Below are 15,545 nucleotides of genomic sequence, written 5' to 3'. Positions count from 1 at the left end.
AATGAGGAATCATGTCCCTATAACTTTCATACGTAAAAAGCTAGGAAGAACGACCTCCCTAGCTTTCCATTATTCTTCCTCTGCGTCAACAATAAAATTGGGATCTAATTCTTCAAATTCGTCATCGCTAATCTCAAATTCACTATCATCTTCTTGACATCCATTTGGATTTATACTTACACAAACTTTCGTCTCTCCGACTACTTCTGTAACAAATTCACGTTCTACCGTTACAACAATTTTGTTACCATTTGGCGAAATGATTGCTTCTAAACAATTTGGATGTTGAATGACACGAGCAATAATTTCGGAATCTTCCCCAGAAAAGTTTTTATCCCGATATCCAACATTTACTTCATCTGTATAATTGATTCGTTCTGTTACGACTTCTGTCTTCGTATTTTCAGCAAATGAGTACCATGTATTCACATCATAATACCCTTCAATTTCTACGATTTTCCCATTTTTTCTCGCTTCATATGTGTGATTTATTACCCAACATCCGAGAATACTTGTCGGTTCATGATTTGATTCACATGTATGAGTCGATTTTGTATACTTACGTCCTTTTCCAACTACTGCCTTTGTAATAATCTCTCTGAATTCGGACATTCGGAACCCTCCTCAATCGCTATTCATTTAATCATATGCGGGACAATCGCGGAATGTGTCATTCTTTTTTTGAATCTACTACTATAACTTGGGCTAGTCTTATTCGTTATCTTCTTATTAACTTCATTACATCCAACTTTCTGCAAATAAAAAGAGATGCCACTCGGGCATCTCTTTTAACAACCGCAATTTCCTTTTTTACTTTCTATTTCTGCACCGGTTTCACCTTTCAGTACATCACCGCCAGTTGAAATTAAAATTTCATCTGTTACTTTATTAGAAATTGTACTCGCTACAAGCTGTAGTAAATCATTTACATATGTTTGTGAAGATTTGAATTCCTGTACAACAGGGATACCATCTAACCGATCGTGAAGAGCATCAATCTCTGCTTCTACTTTTTTCAAAGCTTCCCATTTTCCATAATGTTGCAAGTTTACAGCTTGTTTTTGCAAAGCTTTTATTTCATCAATTATACGTTTTACATTTTCATTTTTATGAATTTGCGCTTCTGCGCGCTTGAAGAAATCTACTTCTTCTGTTTCAGAAATCATTTTTGCTAACTCTTTCGCTTGCTCAACAATTTCATCCTTTGTATAGACTTTCATTATTTCACCTCAATCGGCTCCTCAACTAATTCCCCGTTTAGAGACCAAGTTTTCGCTTCAGTAATTTTTACTTTTACAAGCTGACCGATTACAGATTTTGGTGCAACGAAGTTTACAAGTTTATTCGTACGCGTGTAGCCTGCAAGTACGTCTGGATTATTTTTACTTTCTCCATCAACTAATACTTCAACAATTTGTCCTTCATATTTCTTATTTTTCTTCGCAGAGAATTCATTTACAAGTTCATTCAAACGCTGTAGACGTTCTTTTTTCACTTCCATTGGTATATTGTCTTTCATTTTCGCAGCTGGCGTACCTTCACGTGGAGAGTAAATAAATGTGAACGCACTATCAAATTCTACTTCACGATATAAAGATAATGTTTCTTCAAATTGTTCGTCTGTTTCATTTGGGAAACCAACGATAATATCCGTTGTTAATACTACATTAGGAATTGTCTTTTTAATTTTACGTACAAGTTCTAAGTACTGCTCACGTGTATATTTACGCGCCATAATCTTCAACATATCCGTGCTACCAGATTGTACTGGTAAGTGAATATGCTCTACTAAGTTACCACCTTTTCCAAGCACTTCAATTAAGTGATCGTCAAAGTCACGTGGATGACTTGTTGTAAAACGAATACGTGCAATATCAATCTTACGAAGTTCATCCATTAAATCGCCAAGACCATATTCTAGATCATCAAAGTCTTTTCCGTATGCATTTACGTTTTGGCCAAGCAATGTAATTTCTTTATAGCCATTTGCTGCTAAATGGCGAACTTCTTTAATAATATCTTCTGGGCGACGGCTTCGCTCTTTCCCGCGTGTATACGGTACGATACAATATGTACAGAATTTATCACATCCATACATAATGTTTACCCAAGCTTTAATATCACCGCGACGTACTTTTGGAAGATTTTCGATTACGTCTCCTTCTTTAGACCAAACTTCAACAACTGTCGCTTTAGAGAACATTGCATCTTTCAAAATATACGGTAATCGATGAATATTATGCGTACCAAATACCATATCTACATGTTGATGCTTTTGCATAATTTTGTTTACAACAGATTCTTCTTGCGACATACAACCACATACACCAATTAACAGATCTGGATTCTTTTGTTTCAATGGTTTTAAGTGACCTAGTTCTCCGAACACCTTATTCTCAGCGTTCTCACGAATCGCACAAGTATTTAATAAAATGACATCTGCATCTTCTGTTGTAAATGTCGGTTCATATCCAAGCGTTGTAAAAATACCAGCCATTACTTCTGTATCATGCTCGTTCATTTGACATCCATACGTACGGATATAAAACTTTCTTCCTTTCCCAAAATTACGAAATTCTTCTGGAAGACCAAAATCACGCTCGATTTTCACTTGTTCTTTCCCACGTTTTTTCGCATCTTTTAATGAAGGTGGCTGATAAACATGTTCAAAGTACTTACTATAATCTTTTTCTTCCTTCTTCGTAGAAGCATTTGCTTGTTGACTTGCTAATCGTTGTTGCTCGTTCATGGGTAATCTCCTTTCAACCTTAAAACTCTACACACTTGTAGCCTATTCTAGATTCATCTTAAGGACTAGGATATATAGTAAATAGCTCCCCCTTTGAAACTTGAACTATCTATATCACTAACCTATAACGATGGAATCTTTATTCCTATCAATAGACTTCCATTTTTGTTGTTTTCACCTTGTCCTAAAAAGCAGCTTACTTTATTTCTATACACACTACCATAGTATAATGTGTTTAGCCAAATTTAACAACAAAGAGGCTGCACTCCGAAAGCAGATTATATCATGAGCGAATGTGATTTTTTATACAACGATTTTGTAATTATTTTATCATTCAGAACTTTCTAAGTAAACTTCTTTTAAAATAAAGCAAAAGAAGCTACCAATCGGTAGCCTCTCTTTTATCACATAAATTCAGCAACAAGCTCATCAAACATTTTTTGATCCATTTGCAAATCAGCTTGTACTAATGGTTGTTCACTATACCCATTTACAAGATCTTGATAAGAAGGTTGTTCTGTATTTTGATAAATAAGTCCCGTTACTAAACCTTTGTTTTCCATCAATGTTTGCATTGCTAGCATGCGATTTGATGGATCATATCCTTCTACAGTACTTAGTTTTGTTAAATTTTCTTTAAACCAATCATACGTATTTACTTTATTATACGTTACACATGGACTAAATACATTAATTAAAGAAAAACCTTTATGCTTAATACCAGCTTCAATGAGCTGTGTTAATTCTTTTAAATCGCTTGAAAAGCTTTGTGCCAGAAAAGTTGCACCAGCTGTTAATGCCATTTCCATAACAGATAATGCCGGCTCGATTGAACCTTGTGGTGTACTTTTCGTTTTAAAGCCTACCTCACTACGTGGTGAAGTTTGCCCTTTTGTTAATCCATAAATTTGGTTATCCATGACAATATACGTAATGTCAATATTACGACGAATAGAATGGATTGTATGCCCCATTCCAATCGCAAAACCATCACCATCACCACCAGATGCGATAACAGTTAAATCACGGTTTGCCATTTTCACTCCTTGCGCAATTGGAAGCGCACGCCCATGAATACTGTGGACACCATAGGAATTAATATAACCGGAAATACGACCGGAACAACCAATACCAGAGATTACGGCTAATTCATCTGGATTTAAGCCAACGTTTGCTGCCGCACGTTGAATCGCAGCTTGCACCGAGAAGTCTCCGCAACCTGGGCACCAGTTTGGTTTGACACTGTTACGAAAATCCTTAAATGTTGCCATTTAATACAACCCCTTTTTTGCATTCGTTGTAAATTTCTTTTGGTAAGAATGGATTCCCATCATACTTTAATAGACTAGAAATCTTCTCACCATTGCCAAGGTTCATTTTCATAATGTTAGCAAGCTGAGCAGTTGCATTATTTTCTACCACTACAACACGTTTTGCATCTTTCACTAATGGAAGCATTTCATCTGTTGGGAACGGATGAATTAAACGAACATGAGCATGGTTTACTTTTAACCCTTCTTGTTCTAAACGCTCCATCGCTTCTTCAATTGCACCGCGAGTTGAGTTAAAACCAACTAATAGCACATCTGCATCATCGTGCTTAACATTTTTATAAACAGGGGTCTTGAACTTCAAGTTCTTCATTTTACGAAGACGTTTGTCCATTTGTTCCTTACGATTTAAAGCTGATTCAGATGGCTTACCCGTTTCATCATGTTCTACACCTGTTACATGGTGAACACCATTTTTCATACCTGGCAGAACACGTGGCGAAATACCGTCTTCTGTTACTTCGTAACGTTTGAAATACGCTTTATTTTCACGCTCTGGTAACTCAGCTTGTAAATCAAGCTTACCGCGGCGGATTTCTACTTTCTCTAATTTCAGTGGTTCCACCGTTTGTTTTCCTAAAGAAAGTTGTAAATCTGTTAAGAAAATAACTGGCACTTGATATTCCTCAGCTAGGTTAAATGCTTCTACAATATCATAAAACGCTTCTTCTGCCGTGCTTGGCGCCATTACAATTTTTGGGATTTCTCCATGTGTTCCATAAATCATTGCCATTAAGTCTGATTGTTCTTGTTTTGTTGGTAACCCTGTACTTGGACCACCGCGCTGTGTATCTACAATAACAAGAGGTGTTTCTGTAATACCTGCTAAACCAATTGCTTCCATCATAAGAGATAGACCTGGCCCCGCAGATGCAGTTAGCGTACGTACACCCGCATAGTTCGCACCAATCGCCATCGTACAAGCAGCTATCTCATCCTCAGTTTGAATAACCGTTCCTCCTACTTTTGGAAGCTTTTTAATTAAGTATTCCATAATTTCAGAAGCAGGGGTAATTGGATAGGCAGACATAAAGCGGGCACCACCAGCTAATGCTCCAAATGCGATTGCATCATTACCAATCATAAACATACGCTTTTTCCCATCAGCTTTTTCAAGCTGCATCATGTTTACTTTTTCACCAAGCAATTCTTTCATATATTGAGAGCCGCGCTTAATTGCCTCCATGTTCTTTTGAACAACTTGCTCTCCTTTGCGGCCGAAGATTTCATCAACAACCTCTAAATAAACTGTTTCATCTAATCCCAATATCGCACTAGATGCTCCGACAGCAACCATGTTTTTCATCAATGATGTACCTAATTCTGAAGCAATATCTGTAAACGGTATCACATATAGATTTACATCTGCATTTTCAGGGATTGTTGGATTAAACTTCGCATCCGCAACAACGATTCCGCCTGGACGTAGCTCATGGAAATTAAAATCAATTGTTTCCTGGTCAAATGCAATTAAAATATCTAAGTCATCTGATATCGCGCGTACTTCCGTTGTACTTACACGAATTTTATTATTTGTATGACCGCCTTTAATTCGTGATGAGAAGTGGCGGTAACCGTATAGATAATATCCTAATCGGTTTAATGCAATACAGAAGATTTCTCCTGTACTTTCAATTCCTTCACCTTGTTGTCCTCCAACTTTCCATGAAAGTTGACTAATCATCTCCTACACCCCTTTTGGCTGCATTCATTGTAGTGTATTTTTTTACAGTATTAGTTTAGCACTTTTTATACAAATAAACTACAATGTACACAAATTATACCTCTTCTGACTTACCTGAATCTTTCGCATAATCTTAATTCGTCTACCATTCTAGCCCTACTATACAAAAAAATCAATCATTTATTTTCAATTTACATAAATATTCACAATTATCAGAATAAAATACTTTTAATCCTTTAAAATGAAATACAATCAACAAAATTTTCATATAGAAACCTTTTTACATTTGTTTCACTATATCGTTTACAAAGTTCATTTATTACCTGTTCATAACTTCGATATGCTTCTATTCCTACGACCATGTTTGTAATACCATCAAAGTCTGAACCGAACCCGATATGTTTCTCTCCCCCAATCGAACATATATGTTCGATATGACGCAGTATATCGTCTATATATGCAGGCTGATGACTCACTAAAAATTCCGGAACAAAATTAATACCAATAACAGCGTTCTTTTGAATGAGCGCACGTATTTGTTCATCTTTTAAATTGCGTGGATGCTGACAAAATTTATAGCAATTCGAATGTGATGCAATCGGATACTCAGCGATTTCCATCACATCCCAAAATCCTTCTTCATTTAAATGAGAGACATCTGTCCACAAACGGAATGTATTAAGTTCTTGTACAACTCTTTTTCCAAACGAAGTCAATCCGGCTCTTCTTGTTTCTAATGCTCCATCAGCTAATAAATTAGCATAGTTCCATGTCAAACCGACAGAACGCACTCCTAAGCGATGAAATAAACGTAATTTCATCATATCTTTCCCAATCACTTCACATCCTTCTAATGTTAATATAGCTCCAATTTCATGTTTTAACAGCCGGTCTATATCCTCTTTTGTTTGTATAAACTTTATATATGGCATGGATAAAATTTCATTATAAAATAAATCTACCATTGTTAAGGCAACTTGAAAACGTTCTTCATATGGTACAGTTTCCGGCACATATATTGCAAAACATTGTATGCTTCCTTTTCTCTGTTGTAACTGTTCAAAAGTAATATGTAACTTCGGGTCATTTTGAAAACCCTTTTTGCCTTTTGCTTTCCACAATTGAAATAAAACATCACAGTGCGCGTCAAAAACTTTCAATTCGTGTCCCCCCTTTTTTCATAAAAACAACCTGTTTGCACACATGCAAACAGGTTGTTCAAACTTAACGAGGTTCTACAATTAATTTTATCGCTGTACGTTCTTCACCATCAATCATAATATCTGTAAAAGCTGGAATGCAAATTAAATCTAAGCCACTAGGTGCTACAAATCCTCTTGCAATTGCTACTGCCTTTACGGCTTGATTCAATGCACCCGCACCAATCGCTTGAATTTCTGCTGTTCCGCGTTCGCGAATCACCCCAGCAAGTGCACCGGCTACAGAGTTAGGGACCGAAGTTGCTTTAACTTTTAATATTTCCATTCCTCGTTTCCTCCTCGTTTCTTATAAAAGTATTAGCGATTATTTCACTTTAACTTATATTCACGAGGAATGAAGCGTATTCCTGCTAAATTCTTAATAATTTTTCTAAAAAATTAAAATATAATGTTTTTTCTAATTTTTTGATGATTATTCAAAAAACGGTTGATCATCATTAATTAATATACGCTCAATCTTTTTTGCCTTCCCTGTATTTGGATCGACATCAATTAATACCGCGCTTAGTTGTGTTCTGCCTTTTGTTACTTCAAAGCGAACAGGTAAGTTCGTTAAGAATTTTTTCAAGACTGCTTCGCGATCCATACCTAAAATGCCATCATACGGACCTGTCATACCAACATCCGTAATATACGCTGTTCCACTTGGCAAAATACGGTTATCAGCGGTTGGAACATGTGTATGTGTTCCTACTACGGCAGTTGCACGACCGTCTACGTACCAACCAAGCGCTTGTTTTTCACTTGTTGTTTCAGCATGGAAATCAATAAAGATAATATTGGTACGTTTTTTCGCAATTGCAATCAATTCATCTACTTTTCGGAATGGACAATCAATTGGCGGTAAAAACGTGCGCCCTTGTAAATTAATAATCGCTACTTCTGTTCCATTGCAGTTGACAAAAATCAAACCATTTCCAGGCGTTCCTTCTGGAAAGTTAGCTGGTCTCACTAAATATTTGGCTTTATCGATAAATTCAAATATCTCGCGATTATCCCAAGCATGATTTCCAAGTGTAACAGCTTGCGCACCACACTCTAGAAAATTCCGATATATTTTTTCTGTAATACCGCGACCACCCGCTGCGTTTTCTCCATTAATAATCGTTACTGTCGGTGTATACTTTTTCTTTAATGCTGGTACATATTGTTGAATCATACCTCTACCAGGAGAACCTACTACATCTCCTACAAATAATATTCTCATGTCTACTATCCTTTCTATGTACTACTTTTTATTCCCCTTTGTACTCGAACTATTTCGCTCACTTGACATGAGGCTTTACTCTATATGCCTCTATCAATCAAACCTTTATAGACAGTTCTTCCGATACATTGTAAGCGGTATCCCCTTACTACTGAAAGTTTTATTTTATCTTACCCAATTCCAAACCAAAAAAATAAAGTGGTATTTCACCACTTTATTTTGCATATTCCACTGCACGTGTTTCACGAATAACTGTTACTTTAATATGACCTGGATAATCTAGTTCATTTTCAATACGTTTTCGAATATCACGCGCTAAACGATGAGCTTCTAAATCATCGATTGTATCTGGTTTTACCAGAATACGAACTTCACGACCTGCTTGAATTGCAAAAGATTTCTCTACGCCTTCATAAGACTCAGAAATTTCCTCTAGCTTCTCAAGTCGACGAATGTAGTTTTCAAGTGTTTCACTACGAGCTCCTGGTCTTGCAGCTGATAATGCATCGGCCGCTGCGACTAAAACTGCAATGATAGAAGTTGGTTCTGTATCACCATGGTGAGAGGCGATACTGTTTATAACAACAGGGTGCTCTTTATATTTCGTTGCGAGTTCAACACCAATTTCAACGTGACTGCCTTCCACTTCATGATCGATTGCTTTACCGATATCATGAAGTAAACCAGCGCGTCTTGCTAGTTTTTCATCCTCGCCCAGTTCTGCTGCCATAAGTCCTGTTAAGTAAGCTACTTCCATAGAGTGCTTCAACACGTTTTGTCCATAACTTGTACGGTATTTCAATCGACCCAAAATTTTAATTAAATCTGGGTGTAATCCGTGGATCCCAACTTCAAATGTTGTTTGTTCTCCTACTTCACGAATATATTCATCCACTTCACGTCTTGATTTTTCAACCATTTCTTCAATACGAGCTGGGTGAATACGTCCATCCTGTACGAGCTTATCAAGAGCGATACGAGCTGTTTCACGACGAATTGGGTCAAATCCTGATAAAATTACCGCCTCAGGTGTATCATCAATAATAAGGTCAATACCTGTTAAGGTTTCTAACGTACGAATATTACGACCTTCACGCCCAATAATACGTCCCTTCATTTCGTCATTTGGAAGATTTACAACCGAAACGGTTGTTTCAGCAACATGATCAGCTGCACATCTTTGCATAGCTAAAGATAAAATCTCTTTCGCTTTCTTATCAGCTTCTTCTTTCGCACGAACTTCACTCTCTTTTACCATCGCGGCAATTTCATGAGAAAGTTCGTTTTCCACTTTCCCTAAAATGATTGATTTCGCCTGTTCGCGTGTCAGATTGGAAATGCGCTCTAATTCCGTTTGTTGCTTTTGAACTAACTCTCCCACTTTGCTTTCCAACTCTTCAATTTGCTGTTGTCTCGCTACAAGAGATTCCTCTTTCTTTTCTAACATTTGCTCACGTTTATCGAGCGTTTCGTCTTTACGATCAAGGTTCTCTTCTTTTTGCATTAAACGATTTTCTTGTTTTTGTAATTCGCTTCTACGGTCACGAATTTCTAATTCAGCTTCTGTACGAAGTGTATGAATTTCATCCTTTGCTTCTAAAAGCGCTTCTTTCTTAAGTGCCTCTGCTTCGCGATTCGCATCGTCTAAAATACGTTTCGCTTCATTAGCTGCACCATTAATCTTCGCTTCAGCAATAGACTTTCGAACAAAAAAGCCAACAACTGCACCGACTGTTGCAAGCAAAATGGAGATGAGTATCCAAACTGTATTACTCATGATTTCACCTCCTCTTGCTATGAATGAAAAAAGACTGTCGGCATGTACATCGAATTGCAACGTACAGCAAAGACCGTCGTCCCACTTTTTTAAGGGACTTTCTTCATTTCACAATTAAAATGTCATATTATTATTTCGGCAAGATTGAAATCTTACTCCGAATATTACTTCTCTTCTTGAGAAGAGTGTATCGTATATAAGAAAAAATATACATTCTCATTGTATCTATCGCATTTTTCGTTGTCAAGCGTTGTCTACTTTTACTTTCTTTACCTTTAACATTCAAATGTTCCGTAAACAAAAAGAAAATGTAGCACTACCGTTATAAATAATCTATATATCTAATATATATAATAATTAAATACCACCTACTGAAAGCACTGCATATAAAATGAAACTTTAAACAGTGATGCTTTCTCCATCTTCCACTCATTATGTTGTATTTTACATGCAGCTCGAAAATACCGATTACATGTATAAAAAAAGACACGAAATCGTGTCTTTTTAATCAAGAGTTGTGCTTTCTTCCATATTTTCAGGAGCAGAATCTTCACCAATTCCATGATGCTCACGAATAAAGAATGCAATTTCATCTCTTATATCTGGATTTTCTTTTAAGAATTGTTTTGCATTTTCGCGTCCTTGTCCTAAACGCTCTTCATTATAGGCATACCAAGCACCGCTTTTCTGAACGATATCCAATTCAGAAGCCATATCTAAAATTTCGCCTTCTCTTGAAATACCTTCTCCGTACATAATATCCACTTCTGCCACGCGGAATGGCGGTGCTACTTTATTTTTCACTACTTTTACTTTCGTTTTATTACCAACGATTTCATTACCTTGCTTTAATTGTTCGGCACGGCGTACTTCAAGACGTATTGTTGAATAGAATTTCAATGCACGACCACCTGGAGTTGTCTCTGGGTTCCCGAACATAACTCCAACTTTTTCACGAATTTGGTTAATAAAGATTGCAATTGTTTTTGATTTATTAATTGCACCTGAAAGTTTACGAAGTGCTTGTGACATTAAACGTGCTTGTAAACCGACGTGAGAGTCACCCATTTCTCCTTCAATTTCCGCTTTTGGTACAAGGGCAGCTACAGAGTCGATTACGATAATATCAATTGCACCACTTCGTACTAATGCTTCTGCAATTTCTAACCCTTGTTCCCCTGTATCAGGCTGTGATAATAGTAATTCGTCGATGTTAACACCTAATTTCTGTGCATATACAGGATCCATCGCATGCTCCGCATCAATAAATGCTGCTTGTCCACCTTGACGTTGCACTTCTGCAATCGCATGTAAGGAAACTGTCGTTTTCCCTGAGCTTTCAGGTCCGTAAATTTCAATAATACGACCGCGTGGATAACCACCAACTCCCAATGCTACATCAAGTGATAACGAACCGCTCGGTACTGTTGAAACTTTGCGTTCAGCTTGCTCTCCCATTTTCATAATGGAACCTTTACCGAATTGCTTCTCTATTTGTTTTAACGCCATATCTAAAGCTGCTTGACGATCACTCATTCAAATTCCTCCTTAACTCAATTGCTAATCTTATTATACCTATTTTTATTTTAATTTGCCAACAAAAATCGAACATTTATTCGATTTTTTTTATTTCCAATTTATAAAAACGCATTTTTACTATAAAAAAGCTAGAAGAAACTTACATCTCTTCTAGCTTTTTGTATAAATGATAAAATCCATATTTCACAGTACGTTCACGAATTTGCTGACGACTCCCACTTAAACAAAGCGGAAAAACTATTGTCGGTTCATCTTTGATTGCTAAACCGATAAATACAGTTCCAGGTTCTTTGTTTTCTGAAGCATCCGGTCCTGCGACCCCCGTAAAACTAATTCCAATATCCGATTTTAAAAGTAATTTTACATTTTCAGCAAGATAACGCGCACATTCTTCACTCACCGCACCTGCCGTTTGTAAAGTCTCTTTAGGAACTTGTAAAATATGCTGTTTTACATCATTGTGATAGCAAATTACGCCACCTTTAAAAACAGAAGACACACCAGCATTTTCCGTTACTTGATTGCCAAAAAGACCGCCTGTTAAACTTTCAGCACAGGCTAGAGTGAAACCTTTTTTCTTCAATAACTCAATTGCCTTATGGTGAAGGAAATCTTCATTGTAGCCGTAAAAAAATTCGCCTACTCTCTCTAAGATTAAATGTTCTACCTGCTGAATTAATAACTCCGCTTGCTCTACATTCTGATGTTTCGCGGTTAATCGCAACGTTACCTCTCCATCAGAAGCTAGCGGTGCAATTGTCGGATTCGTTTGGTTGTCAATTAAATCTTGTACTTTTACTTCTAACTGCGATTCACCAATACCGAAAAAACGAAGGACACGAGAATAAATATGTTCACCAGTTGTTACATTGCGCAAGAATGGATCTACATAGCTATTATACATTGGTTGCATTTCTTTCGGTGGACCTGGCAATAAAATATACACTTTTTCATTTTTATGTAATCCCATGCCTGGCGCCATACCGTGATTATTTGCAAATACAGTTGAACCCTTCAAAACGAGTGCTTGTTTCTTATTATTCTCTGTGAACTCACGACCCGTTCGATTAAAATATTCACGAATTGATGTTAGTGCCGCTTCATCATAAACAAGGTCTTCCTTAACAATCGATGCAATGGTTTCTTTCGTTAAATCATCTTTTGTTGGTCCGAGTCCGCCAGTAAAAATCAATATGTTTGCACGTTTTTCAGCTGTGCGAATAGCCTCTTGTAGCCGACGTGTATTATCACCTACTACAGTATGATAATACACATTTATTCCAATAGAAGCTAATTTTTCGGATAAAAACTTCGCATTTGTATTTGTAATTTGCCCCAATAATAATTCTGTTCCAACCGCAATAATTTCGGCATTCATTCCGATTCCCCCATAAACTGCTATTTTGAATTGACAAAAACAGCTCTATTTTTCCAAAAGTAATCATATCCAGAAATAACTGTAAAAATCAATGCAATCCATATAAAAATATCAGCTACTGGAATATGGATTAAGTTTAGCGGCACATCATGTAATAAATAGGCTGAAATTGCAATAATTTGTGTCCACGTCTTGATTTTCCCTAACATATTAGCTGCAACAACTTCTCCAGTACCAGCTAATACAAGTCGTAAGCCTGTAACCGCAAATTCACGACTAATAATAACAATTACAATCCACGCTGGTACATATTGCATTTCAACTAATGTAATAAGCGCCGCTGAAACAAGCAATTTATCAGCTAATGGATCCAGAAATTTCCCTAAATTTGTAACAAGATTATATTTTCTTGCTAAATGCCCATCAATCCAGTCAGTAGCTGATGCAATAATAAAAATAAGCGCCCCGATTAAATGTTGAATTGGTAGATCTACGTTTCCAATTGTATATGAACCCCAGTCAAAAGGCGCGATCATAATGACCAAAAAAATTGGAATTAAGCAGATTCGAGATATCGTAATTTTATTTGGTAAGTTCACAACTATTCCTCCATCATGTCACAAACATTTGTTCATTGAAAAAAGTCATCGAAGCGATGACTATTATTGTGCAGGTTGTTCTCCCCCTAAGTTTTTAATCACCATTCTTTGGTGCAATGCTTCCTCAGCATTTAAACCGTAATTCACAACTTTTCCATTTACTTTAACTTCTGTATTTAGTGCGTTACCGATATTTAATCGCACTTCTTTTTTCTCTGTTAAATTTTGTGGAACAGTTTGCCCTGCCTCTAATGTCCCTTTATAAATTTCATTACCATTTTCATCTTTAATATCTACGTAAGTCGTTCCTTTGGCAGATATTTCTAGTTGTAATTCCTTATTATTGATTTCATACGTAGATACTTTCTCTTTTGTGCCAACTAGCTTTATCTCATCTTGCCCTGTCGATGGTTGCTGCGCTTGTTGCTCAGCCTTCTTTTGCTCTTCTTTTTTTGTTTCATCCTGATTTGCTTTTTCTTGTTTCAGTTCTTCCCCTTTTTCATCTTTTTTCTCATCTAACGGAGAATCCTTTGCTTTTTGCACTTCAATTTGTTCACTTTTGTTTTGTGCTACTGCACCATCATCTTTTGCAGTTACCCATTGGAAAACAAACCAAATCACTACTCCTAACGCAATTACCAATAATGCAATTAAGATTTTCGGCATATGATCTGCAATGGGAAGCGATGTTGCCTTTTGTATTGTTTCCTGTGTTTTTTGACCGGTTGATACTTGTGGTACATCATGAGATTCAGATTGTGGTATTGTACTTTGATATTCTACAAGCAATTCCTCTCCGTTTAATCCAACAGCATCTGCATATTGTTTAATAAATGCACGTACATAAAAAGTTCCCGGTAATATACTGTAGTCGCCCTCTTCAATTGTTACTAAATAACGCTTTTGAATTTTTGTAATCTCATGTAGCTGATCAATAGACAAGCCTTTTGCCTCTCTTGCTTCCTTCAGCTTTTGTCCTAATTCCGTCACTGCTAACACCTCAATATTTCTTTAAAAGTCAAACATAGAGAAATTATTTTGCGTTCCCTGCTCAATTTCATCTACTAAGTTATATTGAATTTCTTCATCATAATCGTTACGCAATTCAATAATATAATCAAAATCATCAAGTGTGTATTCTGATTGACTCACAAATACATCTGGATGTTCTACAACTTTTGTTGCGGGCAACCTCATAATTTCACGTACAAGCTGCCAATGTCTTTCATTTGCGCGCTTTGTTGAAACAATTCCATCTAATATGAAAATATTATCGTCGCTATACTCATCTTCAATCAATTGACTACGTACCGTTTGTTTAATAAGGGTAGACGAAACAAACAACCAACGCTTATTCGCACAAACACTTGCCGCAACAATAGATTCCGTTTTCCCAACGCGAGGCATTCCTCTTATTCCGATAAGTTTATGGCCCTCTTTTTTCATTAGTTCTGCCATAAAATCAACAAGTAGCCCTAATTCATCCCGTACAAATCGAAATGTTTTCTTATCATCAGCATCTCGTTGTATGTACCTGCCGTGCCTTACCGCTAGCCTGTCCCTGAGTTTTGGCGGACGATATTTCGTTACCGTTATATTATCCATCGTATTTAAAATTGATTCAAGCCTCGAAATTTGCTCTTGATTATCACACATAAGCAAAAGACCGCGCCTTGCATTATCCACACCATTAATTGTGACGATATTAATACCAAGCATACCGATTAACGAAGAAACGTCACCAAGCAAGCCAGGTCGGTTTTTATGTATTTCATATTCAAAATACCATTCAATCATCCAAGACCACTCCCCCCTTGCTTACTTTACACCTACGTACTATATTATATGATTTCACCCTAATAGGGAAGTTAAAAGTACAATGAAATCAATGGATTTTCCACATAAAAAAAAGAGAGGAGAATCTCCTCTCTTTTTTTCAGAGTGTTGAAAAACAACTCTGTCAATACGATTTTTTAAAAAAACCTTTAAAAATGTCTCCTTTTCTAGAATAATAAAAAGAAAGGAGGCGTTTTCATGTTTTATAATCAAAAAAATCTTGAG

Annotated in this window: 15 protein-coding genes; all 15 read right to left on the bottom strand. The window is 36.6% G+C overall.

Annotated features, from left to right (window positions below):
* Window positions 1-69: 69 nt before the first annotated feature.
* Complete coding sequence (gene cotE / locus MR056_RS11285; RefSeq protein WP_012094857.1) at window positions 70-612, bottom strand: outer spore coat protein CotE; 543 nt, start codon at window positions 610-612, stop codon at window positions 70-72.
* A 176-nt stretch (window positions 613-788) separates the two neighbouring features.
* Window positions 789-1,220, bottom strand: coding sequence for a YlbF/YmcA family competence regulator (locus MR056_RS11280; RefSeq protein ID WP_012094858.1), 432 nt, complete (start codon window positions 1,218-1,220; stop codon window positions 789-791).
* On the bottom strand, window positions 1,220-2,749 hold the full coding sequence (miaB, locus tag MR056_RS11275; RefSeq protein ID WP_012094859.1) for a tRNA (N6-isopentenyl adenosine(37)-C2)-methylthiotransferase MiaB: 1,530 nt from the start codon (window positions 2,747-2,749) through the stop codon (window positions 1,220-1,222). Before miaB ends, MR056_RS11280 begins: the two co-directional genes overlap by 1 nt.
* A gap of 404 nt (window positions 2,750-3,153) precedes the next feature.
* Window positions 3,154-4,020, bottom strand: coding sequence for a 2-oxoacid:ferredoxin oxidoreductase subunit beta (locus MR056_RS11270; protein WP_012094860.1), 867 nt, complete (start codon window positions 4,018-4,020; stop codon window positions 3,154-3,156).
* Window positions 4,007-5,764 (bottom strand): 2-oxoacid:acceptor oxidoreductase subunit alpha, encoded by a 1,758-nt coding sequence (locus tag MR056_RS11265; RefSeq protein ID WP_012094861.1) that lies wholly within the window; start codon window positions 5,762-5,764, stop codon window positions 4,007-4,009. Before MR056_RS11265 ends, MR056_RS11270 begins: the two co-directional genes overlap by 14 nt.
* A 236-nt stretch (window positions 5,765-6,000) precedes the next feature.
* Window positions 6,001-6,924 carry a dipeptidase gene (locus MR056_RS11260; RefSeq protein ID WP_012094862.1) on the bottom strand — a complete coding sequence of 308 codons (924 nt, stop codon included), beginning with the start codon at window positions 6,922-6,924 and terminating at the stop codon, window positions 6,001-6,003.
* Between the two features lie 64 nt (window positions 6,925-6,988).
* The gene (spoVS, locus tag MR056_RS11255) at window positions 6,989-7,249 is read right to left on the bottom strand and encodes a stage V sporulation protein SpoVS (protein ID WP_000404341.1); all 261 of its coding nucleotides are present in this window, start codon (window positions 7,247-7,249) and stop codon (window positions 6,989-6,991) included.
* A gap of 147 nt (window positions 7,250-7,396) precedes the next feature.
* Entirely contained in the window at window positions 7,397-8,191 is a 795-nt protein-coding gene (locus MR056_RS11250; protein WP_012094869.1) for a TIGR00282 family metallophosphoesterase, read from the bottom strand.
* 214 nt (window positions 8,192-8,405) lie between these two features.
* Window positions 8,406-9,968 carry a ribonuclease Y gene (gene rny, locus MR056_RS11245; protein ID WP_012094870.1) on the bottom strand — a complete coding sequence of 521 codons (1,563 nt, stop codon included), beginning with the start codon at window positions 9,966-9,968 and terminating at the stop codon, window positions 8,406-8,408.
* A 504-nt stretch (window positions 9,969-10,472) separates the two neighbouring features.
* The gene (gene recA / locus MR056_RS11240) at window positions 10,473-11,504 is read right to left on the bottom strand and encodes a recombinase RecA (protein WP_012094871.1); all 1,032 of its coding nucleotides are present in this window, start codon (window positions 11,502-11,504) and stop codon (window positions 10,473-10,475) included.
* Window positions 11,505-11,646: 142 nt separating this feature from the next.
* Entirely contained in the window at window positions 11,647-12,885 is a 1,239-nt protein-coding gene (locus tag MR056_RS11235; protein ID WP_048723313.1) for a competence/damage-inducible protein A, read from the bottom strand.
* Window positions 12,886-12,905: 20 nt separating this feature from the next.
* Window positions 12,906-13,484 carry a CDP-diacylglycerol--glycerol-3-phosphate 3-phosphatidyltransferase gene (gene pgsA / locus MR056_RS11230; protein WP_012094873.1) on the bottom strand — a complete coding sequence of 193 codons (579 nt, stop codon included), beginning with the start codon at window positions 13,482-13,484 and terminating at the stop codon, window positions 12,906-12,908.
* A 63-nt stretch (window positions 13,485-13,547) separates the two neighbouring features.
* Window positions 13,548-14,474 (bottom strand): helix-turn-helix domain-containing protein, encoded by a 927-nt coding sequence (locus MR056_RS11225; protein ID WP_012094874.1) that lies wholly within the window; start codon window positions 14,472-14,474, stop codon window positions 13,548-13,550.
* A 21-nt stretch (window positions 14,475-14,495) separates the two neighbouring features.
* Entirely contained in the window at window positions 14,496-15,281 is a 786-nt protein-coding gene (locus tag MR056_RS11220; protein ID WP_012094875.1) for a DUF3388 domain-containing protein, read from the bottom strand.
* Window positions 15,282-15,335: 54 nt separating this feature from the next.
* On the bottom strand, window positions 15,336-15,545 hold a 210-nt coding region (locus MR056_RS11215), incomplete at its 5' end, for a hypothetical protein (RefSeq protein ID WP_242136558.1).

The organism is Bacillus cereus group sp. BfR-BA-01360, from assembly GCF_022663595.1.
Lineage (GTDB): Bacteria > Bacillota > Bacilli > Bacillales > Bacillaceae_G > Bacillus_A > Bacillus_A cytotoxicus.
Note: the sequence above shows the minus strand (reverse complement) of the source record. Positions and strands in the feature narration are given on the sequence as shown.

Coding starts and splice junctions, on each gene's coding strand:
- cotE (WP_012094857.1), bottom strand. CDS start 612: ATGTCCGAATTCAGAGAGATTATTACAAAGGCAGTAGTTGGAAAAGGA.
- MR056_RS11280 (WP_012094858.1), bottom strand. CDS start 1,220: ATGAAAGTCTATACAAAGGATGAAATTGTTGAGCAAGCGAAAGAGTTA.
- miaB (WP_012094859.1), bottom strand. CDS start 2,749: ATGAACGAGCAACAACGATTAGCAAGTCAACAAGCAAATGCTTCTACG.
- MR056_RS11270 (WP_012094860.1), bottom strand. CDS start 4,020: ATGGCAACATTTAAGGATTTTCGTAACAGTGTCAAACCAAACTGGTGC.
- MR056_RS11265 (WP_012094861.1), bottom strand. CDS start 5,764: ATGATTAGTCAACTTTCATGGAAAGTTGGAGGACAACAAGGTGAAGGA.
- spoVS (WP_000404341.1), bottom strand. CDS start 7,249: ATGGAAATATTAAAAGTTAAAGCAACTTCGGTCCCTAACTCTGTAGCC.
- MR056_RS11250 (WP_012094869.1), bottom strand. CDS start 8,191: ATGAGAATATTATTTGTAGGAGATGTAGTAGGTTCTCCTGGTAGAGGT.
- rny (WP_012094870.1), bottom strand. CDS start 9,968: ATGAGTAATACAGTTTGGATACTCATCTCCATTTTGCTTGCAACAGTC.
- recA (WP_012094871.1), bottom strand. CDS start 11,504: ATGAGTGATCGTCAAGCAGCTTTAGATATGGCGTTAAAACAAATAGAG.
- MR056_RS11235 (WP_048723313.1), bottom strand. CDS start 12,885: ATGAATGCCGAAATTATTGCGGTTGGAACAGAATTATTATTGGGGCAA.
- MR056_RS11220 (WP_012094875.1), bottom strand. CDS start 15,281: ATGATTGAATGGTATTTTGAATATGAAATACATAAAAACCGACCTGGC.